The sequence below is a fragment of the Thioalkalivibrio thiocyanoxidans ARh2 genome, assembly GCF_000385215.1.
Classification (GTDB): Bacteria; Pseudomonadota; Gammaproteobacteria; order Ectothiorhodospirales; family Ectothiorhodospiraceae; genus Thioalkalivibrio; species Thioalkalivibrio thiocyanoxidans.
Map to the genome: position 1 here is coordinate 1 of NZ_ARQK01000027.1, position 21,099 is coordinate 21,099.

A 21,099-nucleotide genomic window follows, 5' to 3' on the forward strand; every position below is an offset into this window, starting at 1 on the left:
GGATGCGATCGGGTTACCCCGAGTCCGGTGCGGTCCATGGTAGCGATCCGTGAACCGCAAGACACAAGGATGTGATGAGCGCAGCGAATCGCATCGGGGGTTCGCTCGGCGCAGGGGATGGTGCGTTTCGCGGCGCTCAACAGCACCCTACGAGTGTCGCACTCGATCCCGCGACGCGCTGGCGCGTGCGTGCGTGCGTGAAGAAACAGGGAAATGGCGGAGGGGGTGGGATTTGAACCCACGAGGGACGTGAATCCCTGCCGGTTTTCAAGACCGGTGCATTCAACCACTCTGCCACCCCTCCGGTGGCCGGCATTCTCCGGGATGCGGGGCAGGCTGACAATGGGCCGGCCCATTCCGTCCTTCACAAACGCTGGGCCTCCTCGGCGAGCCGTCGCAGTTCTGCTGCCCGGTCATCGGGCACCTGCCGCCACGAAAAGCGCCACAGCCAGTTCCCATTTTCCATGGTGCCGGGGCGGTTCATGCGGGCCCGCGTGTCCAGGGCCAGTGCGTCCTGCATGGGCAGGATCGCCAGCTGGGCCACCGAGCGATAAGCGGCGCGGATCATCGGCCACGGCATTTCCTCGGCCGCACCCTCGTTCAGCGTATTGACGACATGCTCCTGCATTTCCGGCGTGAGCGAGTGAAACCAGCCAAGGGTGGTGTCGTTGTCATGTGTGCCGGTGTAGACGGCACTGGCTTCGTCATGGTTGGCCGGAAGGTACGGGTTGTCCTCGCCGCCCTCGAAGGCGAACTGCAGGATGCGCATGCCCGGCAGGTCGAAATGGTCACGCAGCGCCGTGACTTCGGGCGTGATCACGCCGAGGTCCTCGGCCAGCAGCGGTAGCGTGCCCAGCTCGTCCTGCAGATGCCGGAAGAACGGCTCGCCCGGGCCCGGCACCCAGCGGCCGTTGGTCGCGTCGGGCTCCTCGGCCGGGATCCCCCAGCTCGCCTCGAACCCGCGGAAATGGTCGATGCGTACTGCGTCCGCCGTCTCCAGCGCCCAGCGCATGCGCTCGATCCACCAGCGGTAACCGGTGGCCTCCAGCCGGTCCCAGCGATACTGGGGATTGCCCCAGCGTTGCCCGGTCGCGGAGAAGTAGTCGGGGGGCACGCCCGCGACGGTTAGCGGATGCCCGGTCTCGTCCAGGTCGAACAGGTCGCGATGCGCCCAGACATCGGCCGAGTCGTGCGCCACGAAGATCGGCATGTCACCCAGGATCAGAATATCCAGATCCTTCGCCTGGCGGCGCAGGTCGTGCCACTGGTCGAAAAACACGAACTGGGCAAAGCGCACCCGTTCCAGCTCGTCCTGCGCCTCGGCATCGAGCCGTTCCAGTGCGTCCGGGTCGCGATCACGCAGATCCGGCGACCACTCCCACCAGGGCCGTCCTTCCTCCCGTGCCCGGATCACCACGAAGCGGGCATAGTCATCCAGCCAGACGGAGCCCTGCTCCTGACAGAATCGTTGATAGGCCTCCCGCCAGACCGCGGGCGTGTCATGCAACCGGGCATGCGCCCGCGCCAGCATCGCCGCCCCGGTGCCGCTGTCCGCCGAGAGTCCCACACGCTCGGCCAGCAGCCGGGGATCGATCAGGCGCGTATCGCCGGCAAAGGCAGAGATGCTCGCGTAGGGCGAGCCATCATCATGCGGCGGGTGCAACGGCAATATCTGCCAGAGAGTGAAGCCCGCCCGACGCGCCCAGTCGAGGAAGGCGTAGGCTTCGCCCCCCAGGGTCCCGACCGGCTCGGAGCCGGGCAACGAGGTAGGATGCAGCAGCACCCCCGCTCGTCGCCTCTGCATCAGGGGGTTGGCGTGTTTCTCGCCAACCATCAGCCCGTCTGGCCCATGCGCATCGTGCCACCGGCAGCCGGATCGCCACTGCCAACGGACAGCACCTCTCCAAGGGACTCGGGAACGTTGAGATTGGCAAGCTGATAAAGCCGCGCCAAGTGCCGGCGATAAAGCTGCTCGAAGTCACTGACCGAACCGGCGGGATTGTACTCCCCGAACCACCAGCACCAGTCCGAGCCTTCGCAGATGGCCAGCTGCTCGCGCAATTCCGGCGTGTCCAGCGAGGGGTCCTCGTCCACCGCCTGGTCAACGGCCTCGCGGGCCTCGATCAGACTGTCCCACCCCCGGTTCTTGTCCGGATCGCCGATCCAGGTGGAGAACGTGCCGTATACCCAACTACCGGCGACCAGCTCTGGCAACTCGCCCCGGTCGCGCCCCTTTCCACTGCGCCGGCAGATATCGTAAAAGGTACAGAGATTCAGGCCGGTGTGATTCGCGAGACGCTCGTACAGCGCGCTCAGGAAATAGTAGCCGTTCTCCGGGTAGTACTCCCAGGCGTTCTCGCCATCCAGGACCACCGAAACCACCCCACCCTTCGGCGATACGGCGGCGATGTTCTCCAGGTGATGGATGAAATCACCTACCGCGTCATCCGCATGCCACTCCGCATACTGGAAGCCGATGGCATCGGACAGCCCGTCATCGCGGAAGAACAGCTCGATCTTGCTTCCTTTGAGCTGATAGGGCCGGTGCAGCCAGCCCTCCTCCTCGGCCGACCCCGTATTGGACTCGGCCGTTTCGCCCGCGGCCGCCAGGCTGTTGGCGAGCACGGTCTGGCCACTGGCCGTCCAGCACAGCTTGTACTCATCCAGCAAGCGGATAGTGGCCTCGCTCAGGCTCCCTTCGGACGGCCAGCACCCGCGCGGGCGAAAGCCGAAATGCTTCTCGAACACCTCCAGGCCGCGCTCGATATGCCAGCGCACGCGGGCCTCGCCGTCGGGATAGGCAGGGGCTGCGGGCAGCTCCATCTCCGGCATGGCCTCGCGGGCAGAGGCCAGATCGATCATCAGCGGCATGATCGGGTGCGCATACGGGCTGAACGCGAGCTCCACCCGGCCGCTGTCCGCCAGCTCGCGATAGCGCGGCAGGATGCCCTTCACCTCGTCGCGGATGAGGGTCAGCAGACGCTGGCGCATGCCGGGCGCAAAGTTGGTGTCGGTCTTCAGCCAGCCCTGCACCTCGGGGTAGGCGCGCCGGATCGTCTCGCCCAGCCACGCCAGGTGGTAGCAGGTCGCCAGATCCTGGAAGAAGCGCGCGTCCAGATGCCCCAGAAGCAGCGGTTCCTCCAGCGCCTTGCGGGCGATATCGGCGAGGCGCTGGAACAGCGGAAACGGCTCGATCATGCGCGGGGCATGCGCCCGCAGGCACACCCGCAGAATCTCCTGGCGCTGCGCCGGATCCGTCGGCACCACATCCATGTGCAGCAGATCCAGCACCGGATCGCCCACCGGCCGGTGCTCGCGCACGCAGGCATCAAGGCGCTCGCCATAGTCCGCCAGCTGCTCCAGCAGGATCGGTGCAAAGTTGACCACCGCGCGCGCCTTCGGGCAGGCCTCCAGGTGGGCGGCCATGTCCGTGTAGTCCTTCAGGGCATGGAGGTACGTCCAGGGCAGGGCGTATTCACCGGCCCCGCTCTCGAAATACTGCGGCTGGTGCATGTGCCAGCACAGCACCACATCGAGCTTGGGTGGGGTAGGCACCAGAGCGGTTCTAGCGCACATGGTGTGTGGCCTGCCCGAGCATCTCGGGCGTTATCACCCGCACGCCTTCGGGCGAGATGTAATAGTCACGGGCGTCTGCCTCGTCATCCACGCCGATCTGGGTCCCGTCCGGTATCTTGCAGCCCTTGTCGATCACCGCCTTCTGGATCACGCAGTCCTCACCCACCGTCACGCTGGGCAGGATCACCGAGTCCTCCATCGTCGATCCGGCATTCACCTGCACGTTGGAGAACAACAGCGAGTGGCGGATCGTACTGCCCGAGATGATGCATCCGCCCGAGACCATGGAGTCGATCGCCATGCCGCGCCGGTCGTCGTCGTCAAACACGAACTTGGCCGGCGGCAGCTGCTCCTGGTAGGTCCAGATCGGCCAGTCGGAGTCGTACAGGTTCAGCTCCGGCGTCACGCCGATCAGCTCGAGGTTCGCCTGCCAGTAGGAGTCGATCGTCCCCACATCGCGCCAGTAGCCCTGGCGCACGCCCTGTTCGTCGCGGAACGGATAGGCCATCACCTGATAGCGCTCGATGATGCCGGGGATGATGTCCTTGCCGAAGTCATGTGTGGAGAACGTGTCGTCCGCATCCTTGATCAGCTGCTCGAACAGGAAATCCCTGTTGACCACATAGATCCCCATCGAGGCCAGCGAGTGCGTGCTCTTGCCCGGGATGCTCGGAGGGTCCTCCGGCTTCTCCGCAAACGAGGTGATGCGGCCGGCGGCATCCACCCCCATCACCCCGAACGCCTTCGCCCGGTCGCGCTCCACCTCCAGGCAACCGACCGTCATGTCCGCGCCGCTCTCCACGTGGAAGGCGATCATCTGCCCGTAGTCCATCTTGTAGATATGGTCGCCGGCCAGGATCAGCACATACCGCGGCTCGTGCTGCCGGATGATGTCGATGTTCTGATAGACCGCGTCCGCCGTCCCCTGGTACCAGGATGTCTCGATGCGCTGCTGCGCCGGCAGCAGCTCGATGAACTCGCCGAACTCCCCGCGCAGGAAGCTCCAGCCGCGCTGGATATGCTGGATCAGCGAATGCGCCTTGTACTGCGTCAGCACTGCGACCTGACGGATGCCCGAGTTGATACAGTTGGACAAGGGGAAGTCGATGATGCGGAATTTGCCGCCAAACGGCACGGCCGGCTTGGCCCGCCAGAGCGTCAGCTGCTTCAGCCGCGAACCCCGCCCACCGGCAAGGATCAGGGCCAGAGTCTCGCGAGTCAGACGGCTAACAAAACGTTGCGGTTGCGGATTCATGCACCCATCCTTGCGTTAAAGACCAATCGGGGCCGTGGGCCCAACCCAACACAGAGTGTGATTCGAGTATGACAACAGCATCCAGCAAATGCATCACACCCGTCGCCGATACCCTGGCGCGTTTGCCGGAGGCCCGCCTCCATGATCCGCACAGCGTCCTGGGGCTCCATGCGCTGGATCAAGAGACTGCCTGCTACCGTGCCTGGCTGCCGCATGCGAGTGAGGTCTGGATCACACTTTCAGAAGGGCCCAACCTGCCGCTCGTCGCGAGTACCAGAATCCCCGGACTCTTCACCTGGCAGGGCCAGGGCGATGCCCTCCCCGCACACCCGGAGCTCCACTGGACCCCCGAGGGCGGCACGGACACCTTACGCACCATCGACCCCTGGAGCTTCGCCCCGGACATCCCCGGGTTCGACCGCCACCTGTTTTCCGAAGGCCGCCACTGGCACGCCCACCGGATACTCGGCGCCCACCCGCAGACCCGCGATGGTATCGACGGTGTGCGCTTCGCCGTCTGGGCGCCGAACGCCGAACGCGCCTCGGTCGTCGGCGACTTCAACCGCTGGGACGGCCGCTGCCACCCGATGACCGTGCACCCGGGCAGCGGGATCTGGGAGCTTTTCATTCCCGGGTTGGACCACGACACGCTCTACAAATTCGAGATCCGCAACCGCGACCACGGCACCATCCACGTCCGCACCGACCCCTACGCCCGCGCCTACCAGCTGCGCCCGGACACAGCCGCCCGCATCCAGCCGCAAAGCGACTACACCTGGGGCGACGAGGACTGGCTGCACAACCGTGACCCCGAGGGCTGGAAACACCGCCCGATGAGCATCTACGAGGTGCACCTGGGCTCCTGGCAGCGCAGCCCCGAGGGCCAGTGGCCCAACTACCGCGAGCTGGCCGAACGCCTCGTGCCCTATGCCCGCGACATGGGCTTCACCCATCTCGAGCTGCTGCCGATCACCGAACACCCGTTCGACGGCTCCTGGGGCTATCAGAGCACCGGCTTTTTTGCCCCCACCTCCCGCTTTGGCGACCCGGACGACTTTCGCTACTTCGTCGACCAGGCCCACCAGGCCGGGCTCGGCGTTCTGCTCGACTGGGTCCCCGGCCACTTCCCGCGCGACGAGTTCGCGCTCGCCCGGTTCGACGGCACCGCGCTGTACGAACACGAAGACCCGCGCATCGGCGAACACCGCGGCTGGGGCACGCTGATCTTCAACTACTCCCGGCCCGAGGTGCGCAACTTCCTGCTCTCCAGCGCGCTGTGCTGGGTCGAGGACTTCCACATCGACGGCCTGCGCGTCGACGCCGTCGCCTCCATGCTCTACCGCGACTATGACCGCGAACCGCACGACTGGCTGCCCAACATCCACGGCGGCAACGAAAACCTGGAGGCGATCGACTTTCTGCGTCACCTGAACGAGACCGTGCAGACCACACACCCGGGCGTGGTGATGATCGCCGAGGAATCCACCGCCTGGCCCGGCGTCAGCCGCCCGCCGTCCATGGGCGGGCTCGGCTTCACCATGAAATGGAACATGGGCTGGATGCACGACACCCTGACCTACTTCGGCATGGACCCGATCTACCGCCACTACCACCACAACCAGCTCACCTTCGGCCAGATCTACGCCTACAGCGAGAACTTCGTCCTGCCCTTCTCCCACGACGAAGTCGTGCACGGCAAACGCAGCCTGCGCGGCCGCATGCCCGGCAACGAATGGGAGCAACACGCCAACCTGCGCCTGCTCTATGCCTGGCAGTGGCTCTACCCCGGCAAGAAGCTCCTGTTCATGGGCCAGGAATTCGGCCAGGGCCCCGAGTGGTCCGAGGACCGCGAACTGGACTGGTACGTCCTGCAATACCCGCTGCACCAGGGCCTGCAGCAGCTCGTGCGCGACCTCAACCGCGTCTACCGCGACCACGCCGCCCTGCACGGCCGCGAATTCGAGCCCGACGGCTTCTCCTGGCTGGACTGCAACGACGCCTCGCACTCCACCCTCAGCTTCCTGCGCCGCGACAACCACGGCCGGGAATGCGTCGTCGTGCTCAACCTCACCCCCATCGAACGCGGCGCCCACCCGGTGCCCGCCCCGCGCCCCGGCCCGTGGCGCGTCGTCCTCAACACCGACGCCCAGGCCTACGGCGGCGACTCCCGCGGCCCCGCCCACGCCCACGCCGAACCCATCGAGCGCAACGGCCACCCCGCCACCCTCTACCTCCACCTGCCGCCCCTGACCGCCCTCCTCCTGGAGCCCGCCGATTGATCACGCACGACTACCAGACAGCCCCAAATCGGCCAGAGGGCTGGCCTCCTACAGGAGGTGTCGGCTCGTTGTAGGAGCGCAGCCCCCTGCGCGATGCGGCGCCGGACATAACCCCATCGGCTAAAACGCTACCCACCTACATGGCGCCGCCCCGCCCCTGTAGGAGCCGAGCCCCCTCGGCGATACCCACGCCCGACCACCCCCAAACCCGCCCAACAAAAAAGGGCCCATCCCAGCAGGACAGGCCCTCTTCACACTCGACACAGAACACGCGAATCGCTAGCTACGCCCCTCGACCAGCGCCTGCGTCTCGCCATCCAGCGCACCCCAGTGGCTGCGCAGCCGCTCCGCCAGATCCGCCGGCTCCAGCAGGATCACCGGCATCGCCAGCTCCGCCGCCTGCTCGCGCGCCTCCGGGGCAAACCCGGCCAGGCTCACATACATCCCGCGATCGCTACCCTCGCGCCCCGCGGCAAAGGCCTCCAGCTCCGTCGGCTCCACCTCGCTGTCACGATCACGCGCCACCCCCACAATCAGACGCGGCGCATCGTCGCCACCCCGCGCCGGGGCCACCACATACTCCTGCCACACATCGCGACCATCCGCCGGCGCATCCACCAGCACATACCCCATCCCGCGCAACAAGCCTTCGACCACGCGCCCAATACTCGCGGTCCCCAACCCCGCCAGCCGGTCGGCCCACTCGTCCATCACAACCTCCCCGGTTCACAATTCCCCGCACGCTAATCCAAACCCCATCACAAAACCACCCACCCATCCCCGTAGGAGACCAGCCCCCTGGCCGATGGGGCATTGAACTGGCGTGGGTGATCGGCCAGAGGGCTGGCCTCCTACACCGAACACCCGGCTGTAGAGGCACGGCACGACGCGGCCCGTGCGCGATACGCCTTTCATTCGGAAGGAAACGACAGAAACCGAAATTCACACCAAGCCCAATGCGCTACTGTCGGTAAACACTGTTCCGGTGTGCTACCCGGACGACGAGTATCCGCAGCGCTTCGTCCTCGATGGTGGCCAGCACGCGGTAGGGCCCCACTCGATACCGCCAATACTCGCCCAACTCCCCAGAAGGCGGTTTACCGAACCGGCGAGGATCGTCCGCAGGCGCCAGCCGCTCGGCCAGATACTTCAGAATGCGGTTTACTGCCTGCTTATCGAGCGCTCGCAGGTCCTTCTCTACGCGTTTGTCGAACTCAATCGTCCAGCTCAAGTCGACGCTTCATCTCATCCATGGAGACCGTTTCTCCGCTTCCCTTGCGGTGGTCAATCAGGCGCTGCTCGGCCAAATAAATGTCTTCGAGATCCTCAAGGTGCTGCACGATCGCTTCGCGCGCATAAAAGCTTTTGCTGCGCCCCGTCGCTTTCGCCAGGGCGGCCAGACGCTTCTCGACATCTTCAGGCAAACGCAAAGCCAACATGTTTCTTCCTCCAGACAATTGCTATACAAGTATAGCAAACCCCTCCCTTGTAGGAGGCCAGCCCCCTGGCCGATCACCCACGCCAGCCCAACCCCATCCCTGTAGGAGGCCAGCCCTCTGGCCGATGGGGTGTGGGATAGGCCCCATCGGCCAGAGGGCTGGCCTCCTACACCGAATGCTACACCCTGTGGGAGCGGCCTTGGCCGCGAAGCCTCCTAACCACAACCGACGCGCGCAGGCATTTCGCGGCGAGCCAGCTTCTCGTCGCTTGCCCTGAACCGGATTTTGTGTACAGTTTATGTGTACACATTGAAATCTGGAGCGACATGAAAGAGGTCAACGTCCGCGATGCGCGCGAACAGCTCTCGAGCATCCTGAAAGAGGTGGAACGAGGCGAGGAGGTCTGCATCCTGCGTCGGGGTCGGCCCGTCGCACGCGTGGTACGGCCCGCGGGAGAGCCCCCGGGGTTTCGTTCCCGTGCAGACTTGCGGCAGAGCGTGCCGGCCATGCAGGAGGCGTCCGTCGATACGGTTCGCACCCTGCGGGATACCGAGCGCTACTGATGTTCTACGCAGACACCAGTGCAGTCCTGCCGTTTTACCGCAGCGAACCCGCCAGTGACACCATCGAACAACTCTACCTTGCACAGCGCCAGCCGCCCGTCATCAGTGAGCTGGTGCGTGTCGAGTTTGCTTCGGCACTGGCCCGGTGGGTCCGCACGGGTGAATTGGACGAGGCCCAGGCCAACCGGATCGAGTCGGCCTTTCACGAAGACGTTCGCGAGGGGCGTTTTCGCCTCGTTTCGCTGGACCCAAGCGTCTTTGACCGAGCCATGCACTGGCTGCTCACACGCCGTACAAGCCTGAGGACGCTGGACGCCCTGCATCTAGCGTGCGCCGAGGCCAGCGAGGCCCCATTACTAACCCTCGATCAGGCACTCCTGGCATCCGCAGAATTTTTCGGCGTCCCTACATTCTCCGATCTCGATCCCCTGTAGGAGGCCAGCCCCCTGGCCGATCACCCACGCCTGGCAACCCCATCGGCCAGAGGGCTGGCCTCCTACACCGACTGCCACCCCCTGTGGGAGCGGGCTCGCCCGCGAAGCCCCCGCCAAACTCGAAAAACCACCAACCCTACCCAACCAACGGCACAACCGCCCGCCGCAACCCCTCATCCACACTCACAGGAGGCTCCCACCCCAGCGTCTCCCGCGTATGCGAAATATCCACCTGCAACGAATCCAGCAGCCGCCGCGCCATCTCCCCACGCCCCACCACACGCGCCCCGGCACGCAACAGCCCCGGCGGCACCGGCACCAACCGCGCCCGCCGCCCCATCGCCACCGCCACCCGCCGCAACAGATCGGTGGTGGAAAGATCCTCCGCATCCCCCGCCAGAAACACCCGATTCGCCGCCGCCGGATGCTCCAGGCACGTCACCAGCAGATCCACCAGGTTATCCAGCCCCACCAGCGAACGCCGATTGTCCACCGCCCCCAGCGGCAGCGGCACACCCCGCGCCACCCATTCCATCAACTTGCCAAAGTTCCCTGGCGCGTTCGGCCCGTAGACAAGCGGCGGCCGAACAACCACCACCTCCATCCCCGTCTCTCGGCCCAGCTCCTCAAGCCCCTGCTCCGCCTCCCACTTGGATACCGCATAGTCGTCCTCCGGGGCCGGCGGATCATCAACACGAAAAGGGCGCTCACTCGAGCGCCCCAACACACCAATCGAACTCAGAAAAACAAACCGCCGCACACCGGTCTGCGCTGCCTGCCTCGCCAGCTCCAGCGTCCCGTCGACATTGCACCGGCGAAACTCGGTCAAAGGATCATCAGCTGCCTCATCCAGCACATGCGCCCGGGCCGCCGCGTGGACCACTGCGCTCACCCCTTGCAGCGCCCCGCTCCAATCCGCGCCCGCTTCCAGCGAAGGCGTAACAACCCATTCCGCGCCACGCGACAACGCCCCACCCCGCCGCGAGCCGGCGCGCGACTCCCAGCGACCGTCCCGCTCCAGGCGATTCACCAGCGCCGATCCGACAAAGCCGCTCGCACCCGTGACAAGCACTCGCCCCGTCATCCCGCACCACCCGTCATTGCGAGGACCCGAAAGGCCCGTGGCTATCCACCTCCGCAACCCCCTTCACGGGATGCAACCACCCCAATCGCCGGGCCAGTCCGGGCAAACGATTCCGGACCGCGGCCCGCCCCGTCTGATGCGCCAGACAGTAGGCCGATCGAACCCTCGAAAACCCCTCAAGCTCCCGATACACCCGCCACGTGTAGCCCGCCGTCGTCAGCTTGTTGGAAGAAACCGACCCCGACCGAACCGTATACCGAACCAGCGGCTCATTCAGCCCATGGCCAAACTCCGCCTGCTTCAGCAGTCGCAGCCACAGCCCGTAGTCCTGGCGCCGATCAATCAGCGGCATCTCCACCTTGCCGAAATACCGCGTGTCATACATCGCGGTCGAACAGCCCACATAGTTCGTCTTCAGCAGGTCGTCGTACGCGACGCGATCCGGCACCCCCGCCGCAGACAACCGCCGCCCCTGCTCGTCGAACCGCTCCATCGCCGTAAAGCTGAACACCACACCTCGCTCCATCAACGCCACCTGCCGCGCCAGCTTATCCGGGGCCCAGGCATCATCGCTGTCCAGAAACGCGATATAGCGCCCGCGCGCCGCGCGAATGCCCGTATTGCGCGCCACCGCCGGCCCACCGTTACGCTCCAGCCGCAACACCCGAATGCGCGCATCCTGTGCCGCCAGCGCCTCCACCCGCGCCCCCGAGTCATCCGTGGAGGCATCGTCCACCACCAGCAGCTCCCAATCCGCCAGCGACTGGCCCTGCACCGAGCGCACGCCTTCCATCACCCGATCAGCCGCGTTGTGCAGCGGCATCACCACAGAAACCAGCGGTGTGGACAAATCCGCCGGAGACATGCTCCCACCTGTGGACGGATCACAACCCATCACAGAGTTCCCCAAGGCTCTGCGGAATCGCCCCCTGGCCCCGGATCTCCTCGGCCTCCGCTTCGGTGATTCCGGGCGCAATCGCCACGTATTCCACATTCCAGCCCTGGTAGGCCTTATGAGCGCTCAGGAACCGGCCCGCCGCGGCCTGCAGAGCCGGAATGGACCTGGCCAGCTTCTCGCCCTGCCGTTTGCAGGAGCCGAACCGAATAGCGCTCTGATCCTCCGAGACCGCCACCAAATCAATCTCCACGTCCGAGCGATCCCAGTACCCCCGAATCCGTTCGGACAACGCAAAGTCCCCCAGACCCAGGCGACTGCGCTCCTCATAAAGCTGCGCCACCAGATCCTCCAGGGCATAGCCTTCCACCTCGCGCAAACGTTCGTCGGCACGGGACACGAGCATGTCCAGCGGCCGAAAGGCCGAGGCCGAAACCGGCTTCTGCAGCGCCGACAGCCACGCGCGCAGGAAATTGTCGCGAATGTAATAGCGCCCGCTGCGAGCCTTCGGTCGCGCAAAGATCGGCAGTCGTCGCTCGATCATCCGGTACCGCTCGCTGAGGATCTTCAGATGCCCGCCCACCTGTCGTGCCTCTCCCGGGCCGGAGACCTCCGCCAGGTGGGCCTCGATCGCCGCGTTGTTGCAACCAGGATGCGATGCCAGAAACTGCAGCACCATGTCGTAGCGCCCCCGCAGCTCGCGCAGGAACCAGTTATCCGCTTCGTTACGCAGCGGCGACGAACTGGAGAAGAACAGCTTGCGCAGCACCGTCTCGCGATCCGCATCCAGCACACCCTGCTCGTAGGCATCCCGGTAGAACTTCGGCACCCCCTCGAACAGGTTCCAGAGGAAGAGCAGGCGTTCGGGGTCCTCGTCCGCATGCGCGCGCAGAATCTCCAGCACCGAGCCGATATCCAGATGCCCCAGCTCGAGCGTGTCCGTGGCCCGGTTGAACAGCGGCGCCTGCCGGTCATCCAGCAGCGCCGTCATCTCCGCATGCAGCGACCCCAGCACAATCAATCCGCCAGGCACCTGCCCCGCCCGGGCGCTCAGCCGGTCCACCTCCGCCTGCAGGAGCGAGCAGAAGTCGAACAGCGGCTTTCGATGGAAGTACTGGAACTCATCCAGCGCCACCACATACCCCGACTCCGCCAGACTCGCGATCAAGCGGGCCAGCTCGCCCAGACTATGGACACGCTCCTCCAGCCCAAACGTCTCCAGGTAGCCATTGCAAGCCGCGACTACCCCCGCCGGGTCCGAATCCGGAATCTGGATGTACAGCGTCTTCGAGACGCCCGCCGTCTGCAGTGCCTGTTGAATCAGCGTCGTCTTGCCAATCCGGCGTCGTCCGGAAATCTGCAGAAAGAACCAGCGCCTCCGCGACAGGGCCTCCTGCAACTGGCCCAGCTCCGTCTGCCGACCGTAGAACGTCCACTCTCCGGATTCCGCCACTCGGACACACCTTAAGGTAAAACTTCTTACCCTAAGTTACGCGGATCGATTCACCTCATCAACACAGCCACTTACGAGCCCTCGTACACGTCCTGCCCTGATCCACGCAAAAAGGCCCGCCGCCTGGTCTCCACCCGCGCCACGGAGCCATCCGTGGAGGCATCATCCACCACCACCAGCTCCCAATCGGCAAACGTCTGCGCCATCACCGACCAAATGCTCGCCTCCACGAACCTACCCGAATTGCAGACCGGCATCACAACCGAGACTGCTGGATCGCCCACCATAACCCCTGCTCAACCATCTACCGTGCCACAACTGACCGTAATTCCCTTGCCGTTCGTAACCAAGACACTCACCCCTAATAAGCGCCTTAACCACTAATAAGCGCCTTAACCACCCTAACAGCCATGCCTCGCACACCTAACCGCGACAAATCCAAGTATCACCCTTGTGGACACCGCCGACAGCCCTCGACACACACGGAATCATTCCACACGCCTACGGATACGCGCTTCTGACAAACAGCCCCCTTCATCCGAGCCGCACATAGCGATGGGAAGCGAGGATGTCAAACATGTTCGCCTTGGATGCCACCAGCTTCCCACTCTCAATTCGTTTATCAATCGACCAATTAAAACTAAGCCCACCCGCTTGGGCGACATCGAAATCAATCACTGTAATATTCCCCTTACTCCCAACTAGCAAATTCTTGCCACTTCGATGCATATCCAGATGAACTACCCGCGCCCTCTTAAACGTCCGATCAATTTCGTCTAGTTGCTCCCATACGCGCGGAACAACAACCGATTCCTGAAGATTATTGACACCGACACCCTCGTACGAATATGTAACTGTTAACGACTTAACATCAAACTGGACCAACCTCGGAAAGTGCCGCCGAATATCACCAGTCTCAAGCACCCGATTTATACGTGACATGCAGTCAAGCTCTAGAATGAAATTTTGGTACGCTGTCATCCCATTCCAATTCTGAAAACGAGTGCGAAATTGCTTGGTATACACACGACATTCCATATCACCTTCTTGGACCTCCCGAGCCCTAGGAAGAACAACTTGACGAATATACGACCTGAAACCCTTCTCGAAGGCATAATTAAGCGATCGCTCGGCCACCGCCAATCTCTTCACTAACTTCTCATTATCCTTCCGCAGTGCCGAGCCATGGAGGGGAAAGCAGTCTACAACCTTCTGCCTCGCGACCCTAGACCAATTCGAGACCGCTACAGTTGCTCTCCTCTTTAGGTTCCTCATAGCCTTCGCGCCCCTATCCACGCAATGCATCGTCGCAGGACCGGCTGGGCCCTTCCAGCAAATTCCATCAACATCGCCAACGCATTTCCCATGCATCCAATTGCACGCCCGCGTTTTCTCACCCGGTCGGAACCAACCGCCGCTGTCAATGGGCCTCACGGGCACCTTTGCAACACAGGCGGCCCCACCGCCAACCGCTTCCCGTGCGACTTTGCCTTCCAAAAAACAAACCTCCAAGCGCCTTACCTAATCCGGGCCAAAACTCGGCGAAGGGCCGCCCTAGACTGTCGTCCGAGTAGCCGCCATTGCCCTCCGACCGCCATCTCCGCAGCACGGAAAACCCATCTCATCAGCAACCCAGCGGAAATTGGCTCTGATGAGAATCGCCCGCGACCGAAGAACGACTCATTCCGCCACGTCGCGCCGTTCCCCAACAAAGGAGCAACAGCCTTGTCTATCCCTGCCTGAATGACACATCCTGAACCGGCAAATGACTCTTCCCCTAAGTGCCCCACCCTACCGCTCAACCAACTCATATACTCCACGAACCCTTCCAGACGCTCTGAACTCAGCCGTTCGGTACCGAGGAGTACCGAGACGTAATACTCATCCAAATCCGTCGCTCCCCCCATAATAGCGCGATGAGTTCGAATCGTCTCCGCCTTCCTAACGTCGATCTGCTCCGCATATTTCGAAGCTGTAATCTGCTGATCATGAAGCCGGTACCAAACCAAAGGCACTCCCGCTAGCGCACCATCCAAGCCACTCGACCGAACGTTTCGATGTATCCATTCGCAGTCAATCCCTGCGGTCAACGACGAGTCGAAGGCTTCACTAAACTTGCTTCTTCTAAATGAAAAAGATGGAAAAGGGGCCGGCATCCCAAAGAGCGTTCTGGTCCGAATACTCGCGAAACTGATCAAATGCGGTGCTGCGGGCCCTTTGTCGAGCACATCCGAGAAATAATAACCTGAAAAACACGCCGCAGCTGGATACATCATAAAAAACCTTGCGGTCCACTCGAGTCGACGACTAACGCTCACGTCATCCACGTCTGCGATGACACAGATGTCCGACGCGGCGTTGTTCACGGCGATGTTCAACGCTTCCGCTCGACCCACTCGATCACTTGCAATTATCCTCATATTAAGCTGACCGGAATTCAGCTCGCGGAGCCTGTCCACAGTACCGTCGGAAGATCCATCATCGACTACCAGAACTTCAAATCTCTTATACGTCTGCAAGCGTAAGCTGCGGACATAATCTTCAATGAACGCTTCCCCGTCGCGGACTGTGGTTAAAACAGTCAACCATGGCCCGGCATCAAAGACACTGTGCCCAGCCGGATCACGACCCATGGTTGCGTTAAACCAATCCACCTGGAGCCTCGGTACACCCGGACGGTTATACTTCTGAAAGAGGCGAGCGATCCAGTCTTTGTTAAGACCCACCTTCAAAAGGTATTCATCAACCTCGAGATGCCTCTTGTCCTTATTTTTTCGTGAGGCATCGTTAGGCGCAAAATCATGACGAAGAATTGCCTGCGATGCGTATCGGAATGCGTGCGGTCCGTAGAACCGAAGCATTCTTCCACAAAGCTCGATTCCTTCATGACCGTAAAGAGCTCCGTTAAACCCCCCAAACTCGAGGAATGCCAGCCGATCCCAACAAGTCCACCCCTCTGTGACGGGCGGCGCCAAGAAGACATTAGAACCTAGATCGTAATGCTTCGGAACATGAGATTCTTCATCAAAGGGAACTATACGACCTCTAGTGGCAACGGCGCCGGTACTCGCCGTAACTCGCACTAGTTCCTCAACCGATCCATCGTCTGGGATTCCATCGTCATCTACAAAAACAACATATCGACCAGCAGAAACATTTGCACCGAGGTTTCGGGCCCTAGAAGGCCCAATATTACATGGTGCCGTTATGACCGTCGCTTGCTTCAGAACGTGTAGCGCGTCCGTGGCAAAAGCGTCATGTTTGTTATTAACTACGACAAGCTCAACCGCAGACTGGGTAGCAAGACTATCCAGTGCCTGTAGGAGCTCGACCGTCTTTTCCTCCCACCAATATGTCACAACAACAATCGAATACCTGACTTCCGCGGGATGGGAGCGAGCAACCTTCGAACGGAGGGCACTCTTCAAGGCCCCCATGATTTGTCGCTCGTTGGCCTGAAGTTCCGATAGAAGACCTGCTTGAAGAAGCGAACGACTTTTTTGTATTAATTCTAGAGTATTCATTTAATATTCCGCGCGATGATGTTCGTTTTCGGCTTCGTGACCATGCGCTTGGCTTTCAGAACTGGCCCGTAGTCTCCTAGAGACGGAGGCGCCGCGCGGGAACCTAAAGCACGGTACCGAACGGGTATTGGCTTCGCACTTAGCCGCAACGTCGCCATTTATCGTTTATCGGGTTTGTGCTTAGCAGGCTCTTTGCCACAGGCAACGATCGAGGAACATTCTTTCAATCACAAACAGAGGAATGGCAAGCAGATCACCCCTTTGAAAACAGCCTCGCCAGGCGCCGCCTCAACGATCGGCGCTTCAGGGTTTCGTAACGCTGCTCGCATTCCCGAAGCTTCCGTGACACGTCTTCCAGTTCCTGAACACCTCGGGCGGCCTTCGCCCGCCCCAGGATCGTGCCATCGCGGCCATTGCAGAGCGTCTCGAGTCCTGCCCAGCCCAATGCATCCACGAGGCCACGCTCGTTCTCGCCATCGGGAGAAACCCCCAGAACGCCCAACATCGACATCGAGCGCGCGAGGCCCTGAGCTGCCACCAAGCGCTCCGCTGGGGAATCATTCATGAGGGTGCCTAATTGCTCGATCCAGACCACGTCGAACGCGGCCCCTTCCAGTTGCGAGGCCTGGCCATCCAGCGCGACCTGCCATGGGCCATCGCCAAACCCCGCGCTCACATGAGCCACATCGTCATTCGCGGCCAGCGCCCGCAAGGTCGGCTGCGTTGGATTCACCAGCACTACCTTCTTCCGGCGCCCGCGTCGCTTCAGGTCACTCTGCCGAAGCAGCTCATCAAAGAAGCCGCGCGCCTCCGGGAAGTCCGGCGTATCCCTTTCAGCTCCAGGTTCCGCGCCCTTGGGCTCCAAGCGGACGATTGCACGCAGAATTTGTTCAGCACGCGCCGAAAACGAGTAATCAGTACCGTGCTGATCCCACCACGACCGGACTCTCGAGAGTACAGAAGCGTAGGACTCATCCAGCTCCTTCAGCGCACTCTGCAACTCGTCTGCATTGTTCGCATAAAGCGCAGCATCCCCAACAACCGAGACCAATTCCGCAAAGCTGTCAGTGACCACAGGAACACCGCAAGCCATGCAGTCGAACACCCGGTTGTTGATGATGCCGAAATGGCGCATATCCGCCCAATGATCATTCAGGCTCGCCTTCGCGCCCTGATAGACCTCCGGCAACTCGCTGTTCCGAACATGCTCCCGGTACACCAGTTCAGCCAACCCGAACTGATCCCAGTGCCCGCCAATGAGTCTTGGCGGCCGGCCAGCCGCCAACGACCACTGCAGCATGTCCCTGCGTACCCCACGGCTGTTTGCCACGAAGACCACGCCTTCTCGGCGCTTCGCGTCCTCTTCCACAGTACAGCCGGGCGGTGCAAACAGAGACACATCCGTACATTGACGCATGACCTCCACCGGGGTGGAGGTCAACGGGGCGAATGTCGAATACAGCTTCTCCGACGCAACAAAGGCGACGGAATAACGATTCAACTCTTCTAACGAGACGGTCGCCGGATGACTGATCACCCAAAGCATCGAGACCTTATCCCTAGGGGGCACATACAAGCGCTTGCCCCGGAGCACCAGGATGGCGTCCTCGCCATCATCCCGATCCCAGTCCGGCCAGAAGTGCTGCACCACTTCAATACCCAGTTCCTCAAGCGCACGCTTCAGCGACCCGCCAAAGGAGTAGTCCCCCCAGAACGTCTGCCTCGAGCCTTCCGGAGCCGGATTCTTGATCGCCAGCTTCATGCGTTCCGGCAGCCGCTAACCGCCACGGCACAATCCGACTCCGTGACAGCCTTTCCCGGCAACGCTCCCTCGACAGCTACACAACCGAGGTTCACAAAAACACATCCGCCTCAGAAAGACGCACACCTTCGCGATCCTTCGCTGAAAGTACCGGTTCGCCGTCAACAGGCCATTCGATGCCCACCTCGGGATCGTCCCAGGCAATGCATCGTTCCAGTTCCCGCGCGTAATAACCGGAGGTCTTGTACAGAAAGTCAGCCGACTCGCTCAGCGTGACAAAGCCGTGCGCGAACCCTTCGGGTATCCACAGCTGGCGCTTGTTCTCTGCCGACAACCGGGCACCCACCCAGCGACCGAACGTAGGCGAAGAACGGCGGATGTCCACCGCCACATCAAACACCTCTCCATTCACCACGCGCACCAGCTTCCCTTGTGGGCAAGGGGGTAGCTGGTAATGCAAGCCCCGCAACACCCCGCGCTGAGAGCGCGAGTGGTTGTCCTGGACAAACGTCGGAGCTAGGCCAGTCGCGTCCTCGAACGCACGGGCATTGAAGCACTCGAAAAAGAAGCCACGCTCGTCGCCAAAGACACGCGGCTCGAAGAGCACCACATCCGGAATCGCCAGGCGCTGTGCCTCCACGGTACCTCCCAAAGATATTTAGTAGAAACAAACAGAGCAGGCGGCAGCCCCGATATCACGCGACCTGTTCTCGCAATACCCGCAACAGATACTGGCCATACCCATTCTTTGCCAGCGGAGCCGCCAGCCGTTCCAGCTGCTCCGCATCGATCCACCCCTTCCGGTAAGCGACCTCTTCAGGGCAGGCCACCTTCAACCCCTGCCGCCGCTCCAGCGTTGCAATAAAGTGCGAGGCCTCCAGGAGACTGTCGTGTGTGCCGGTATCCAGCCAGGCGTACCCGCGCCCCATCAGCTCAACGCTCAACGTGCCTTCCGCGAGATACATCCGATTGAGGTCGGTAATCTCCAGCTCCCCACGTGGCGACGCCTGAATCCGCCGAGCACGCTCCACCACCTGCTCGTCGTAGAAGTACAGCCCGGTAACCGCATAAGCCGACTTCGGGTTCGCCGGCTTTTCTTCCAGCGACAGCACCTTGCCATCGGCATCGAACTCCGCCACGCCGTAGCGCTCGGGATCGTGCACGTGATAAGCGAACACGCTCGCACCCTCCTGCCGCGCGGCCGCCCGCTCCAGCAACGGCTGGAAGTCATGGCCATAAAAAATGTTGTCGCCCAAAATCAACGCAGCCAGGTCAACACCCAGAAAATCCGCACCAATCAGGAAGGCCTGGGCCAGCCCATCCGGGCTCGGCTGCACCGCATACTCCAGCTCGATCCCCCACCGACTGCCATCCCCAAGCATCTGCTCGAAACGCGGCGTATCCTCCGGGGTGGAAATGATCAGGATCTCCCGGATCCCGGCCAGCAACAGCGTGCAAAGCGGGTAATAGATCATCGGCTTGTCATAGACCGGCAGCAGCTGCTTCGAGACAGACAACGTCGCCGGATGAAGCCTAGTCCCGGCTCCACCAGCCAGAATTATACCTTTACGCCGTTTCATGACTGCTCTCGCTTCGAGACCGCCATCACTTCCCCCTCCGCATGCCGGTTCGCACCCGCCTTACCGACCTCCACAACAGCCGAAACGGCCTCGTGAGACGCCAGCTCCTGGACGCGCGAATCAACTCCACGCGCGCCCTCTCTGCCTCAAGCTTCTTCCTGGTCCGCCTGCTACGCTCCTTTTCCGCTCGAAGCCGCGCCTTCAGCCTACGCATGTCCTCCGACGAGGCCTGCGCCCCGGCTTCCAGCCCGCGCACCTTCCCGTCGAGTTCTCCGATCTGATCACGCAGCCTGCCTATCTCACTCGCGAGCCCCTCGGCAATCACCCTTATTTGCGACTGATCCAGCCGAAACTTCCCATCATCCGCATCAACCTCCACATGCTCCCGAAAATCCCACTCATAGGCCGCAGTACCCGGCACTCTTTGATTCACCTTTTTCATCGCCGGCGTCAATCGTTCCAGCAGTTCTTTCTGCACTGTGTGTGACGCCTGTACGTAGTGCGGCTCGATATGCGGCATGCTATTACAAAGCGGGTCCGCGACAAGCTCTCCCGACGGCCCCAAGAACTCATTCACCGCTCTTTGAAACTCCAGCTCTGCCAGACTCAGTGACCGATTCACCAAGCCACCGGTCCTGACACGAAGCGTCTCCCCCGGCAGCCCGAGCCAGGCCTCCACCACGCCAACCAAGTCGCCCTTCTCGCGGCCGTAGTGGTGAACATCTACCTGTGCGTTCAATCCACTCTTCTCGAGGGCCGATAGAAATCGTTCTACTCGCTCCGGCACATCAAACGTCTGGGCATACTCGTCAATCGACCCACAATATCCCCCCCTCTTCACCATTTGCTGGTAGAACGACGCAAGATGGTCAATCGGATCCCTGATAAACAACAATACCTTGACTTGGGAGAATCCGAGATCCTCTACAATCTCCGCGACCCTCTCTAACCCATCGGGCTCGCCCAGCCATTCGAATAACCATTCATTACTGAAAAGCGCACTAACCCCTGCCTTCAATTTCAAGCGACTAAATTTGCGCGAATCAACGAGAAGCTTTCCGTTACCCGACGATATTCGTCCATCGGCAGCCTTTCCCATACTTCCCAGCATCGGATACTGAACACCCTGCCGCTCCAATTCTTCTGCATTCAGGGCGAACACCGACTGGAGGAAGCTTGACCCTGTTTTGAAATGGCCCGGGTGAACAAATAATGTGCACATATCGTTCTCCAAACCTTCAAGGAACCCCCAACC

General features: G+C 62.0%; 19 protein-coding genes and 1 tRNA gene. 3 read left to right on the forward strand and 17 right to left on the reverse strand.

Translation table 11 applies throughout. From position 1 onward, the window contains the following. Positions 1–214: 214 nt before the first annotated feature. The 4 genes from G372_RS0101225 to glgC form a co-directional block, all read right to left on the reverse strand. Positions 215–304 (reverse strand) — tRNA-Ser (locus tag G372_RS0101225). Between the two features lie 60 nt (positions 305–364). Continuing rightward, the gene (gene malQ / locus G372_RS0101230; RefSeq protein WP_019624410.1) at positions 365–1,834 is read right to left on the reverse strand and encodes a 4-alpha-glucanotransferase; all 1,470 of its coding nucleotides are present in this window, start codon (positions 1,832–1,834) and stop codon (positions 365–367) included. Continuing rightward, the gene (locus tag G372_RS0101235; protein ID WP_019624411.1) at positions 1,834–3,513 is read right to left on the reverse strand and encodes a glycoside hydrolase family 57 protein; all 1,680 of its coding nucleotides are present in this window, start codon (positions 3,511–3,513) and stop codon (positions 1,834–1,836) included. The genes malQ and G372_RS0101235 overlap by 1 nt, the downstream gene beginning before the upstream one ends. Positions 3,514–3,565: 52 nt before the next feature. Further along, positions 3,566–4,831: a glucose-1-phosphate adenylyltransferase gene (gene glgC, locus G372_RS0101240; RefSeq protein WP_019624412.1), complete on the reverse strand. Its 1,266-nt coding sequence runs from the start codon at positions 4,829–4,831 to the stop codon at positions 3,566–3,568. A 68-nt stretch (positions 4,832–4,899) separates the two neighbouring features. Here glgC and glgB point away from each other — a divergent pair, with 68 nt between their 5' ends. Further along, positions 4,900–7,110, forward strand: a complete 2,211-nt coding sequence (gene glgB, locus G372_RS0101245; RefSeq protein WP_026279040.1) for a 1,4-alpha-glucan branching protein GlgB — start codon at positions 4,900–4,902, stop codon at positions 7,108–7,110. A 279-nt stretch (positions 7,111–7,389) separates the two neighbouring features. Here the strand turns inward: glgB and G372_RS0101250 are convergent, their stop codons facing one another. The 3 genes from G372_RS0101250 to relB form a co-directional block, all read right to left on the reverse strand. After that, positions 7,390–7,821 (reverse strand): restriction endonuclease, encoded by a 432-nt coding sequence (locus G372_RS0101250; protein ID WP_019624413.1) that lies wholly within the window; start codon positions 7,819–7,821, stop codon positions 7,390–7,392. 250 nt (positions 7,822–8,071) lie between these two features. Next, on the reverse strand, positions 8,072–8,341 hold the full coding sequence (locus tag G372_RS0101255) for a type II toxin-antitoxin system RelE family toxin (protein ID WP_019624414.1): 270 nt from the start codon (positions 8,339–8,341) through the stop codon (positions 8,072–8,074). After that, positions 8,325–8,549 carry a type II toxin-antitoxin system RelB family antitoxin gene (gene relB, locus G372_RS0101260; protein ID WP_018865204.1) on the reverse strand — a complete coding sequence of 75 codons (225 nt, stop codon included), beginning with the start codon at positions 8,547–8,549 and terminating at the stop codon, positions 8,325–8,327. Before relB ends, G372_RS0101255 begins: the two co-directional genes overlap by 17 nt. 326 nt (positions 8,550–8,875) lie before the next feature. On the opposite strand from relB, the gene G372_RS0101265 reads away from it, so the two are divergent. Together G372_RS0101265 and G372_RS0101270 are read left to right on the forward strand one after the other, a co-directional pair. Continuing rightward, entirely contained in the window at positions 8,876–9,112 is a 237-nt protein-coding gene (locus G372_RS0101265; RefSeq protein ID WP_018865203.1) for a type II toxin-antitoxin system Phd/YefM family antitoxin, read from the forward strand. Further along, entirely contained in the window at positions 9,112–9,546 is a 435-nt protein-coding gene (locus tag G372_RS0101270) for a type II toxin-antitoxin system VapC family toxin (RefSeq protein WP_019624415.1), read from the forward strand. Before G372_RS0101265 ends, G372_RS0101270 begins: the two co-directional genes overlap by 1 nt. Before the next feature lie 136 nt (positions 9,547–9,682). On the opposite strand, the gene G372_RS0101275 is transcribed toward G372_RS0101270, so the two are convergent. From G372_RS0101275 to G372_RS0101310, 10 genes are all read right to left on the reverse strand, one after another. After that, complete coding sequence (locus G372_RS0101275; RefSeq protein WP_019624416.1) at positions 9,683–10,630, reverse strand: NAD-dependent epimerase/dehydratase family protein; 948 nt, start codon at positions 10,628–10,630, stop codon at positions 9,683–9,685. A gap of 13 nt (positions 10,631–10,643) precedes the next feature. Continuing rightward, on the reverse strand, positions 10,644–11,453 hold the full coding sequence (locus G372_RS0101280) for a glycosyltransferase family 2 protein (protein ID WP_019624417.1): 810 nt from the start codon (positions 11,451–11,453) through the stop codon (positions 10,644–10,646). A 61-nt stretch (positions 11,454–11,514) separates the two neighbouring features. Continuing rightward, the gene (locus tag G372_RS0101285; protein WP_019624418.1) at positions 11,515–12,924 is read right to left on the reverse strand and encodes an ATP-binding protein; all 1,410 of its coding nucleotides are present in this window, start codon (positions 12,922–12,924) and stop codon (positions 11,515–11,517) included. Positions 12,925–13,049: 125 nt separating this feature from the next. Continuing rightward, positions 13,050–13,265 (reverse strand): glycosyltransferase, encoded by a 216-nt coding sequence (locus G372_RS0101290; protein ID WP_019624419.1) that lies wholly within the window; start codon positions 13,263–13,265, stop codon positions 13,050–13,052. A gap of 247 nt (positions 13,266–13,512) precedes the next feature. Next, positions 13,513–14,004 (reverse strand): protein kinase family protein, encoded by a 492-nt coding sequence (locus G372_RS14135; protein ID WP_156824353.1) that lies wholly within the window; start codon positions 14,002–14,004, stop codon positions 13,513–13,515. 491 nt (positions 14,005–14,495) lie between these two features. Continuing rightward, positions 14,496–16,502, reverse strand: a complete 2,007-nt coding sequence (locus tag G372_RS13725; RefSeq protein ID WP_081621279.1) for a glycosyltransferase — start codon at positions 16,500–16,502, stop codon at positions 14,496–14,498. Positions 16,503–16,755: 253 nt separating this feature from the next. Beyond that, positions 16,756–18,264 carry a glycosyltransferase family protein gene (locus G372_RS0101295; protein ID WP_019624420.1) on the reverse strand — a complete coding sequence of 503 codons (1,509 nt, stop codon included), beginning with the start codon at positions 18,262–18,264 and terminating at the stop codon, positions 16,756–16,758. 91 nt (positions 18,265–18,355) lie between these two features. After that, complete coding sequence (rfbC, locus tag G372_RS0101300) at positions 18,356–18,904, reverse strand: dTDP-4-dehydrorhamnose 3,5-epimerase (protein WP_019624421.1); 549 nt, start codon at positions 18,902–18,904, stop codon at positions 18,356–18,358. Between the two features lie 55 nt (positions 18,905–18,959). Further along, positions 18,960–19,844, reverse strand: coding sequence for a glucose-1-phosphate thymidylyltransferase RfbA (rfbA, locus tag G372_RS0101305; RefSeq protein ID WP_026340404.1), 885 nt, complete (start codon positions 19,842–19,844; stop codon positions 18,960–18,962). 25 nt (positions 19,845–19,869) lie between these two features. Next, the gene (locus tag G372_RS0101310) at positions 19,870–21,066 is read right to left on the reverse strand and encodes a hypothetical protein (RefSeq protein ID WP_244263176.1); all 1,197 of its coding nucleotides are present in this window, start codon (positions 21,064–21,066) and stop codon (positions 19,870–19,872) included. Positions 21,067–21,099 lie beyond the last annotated feature (33 nt).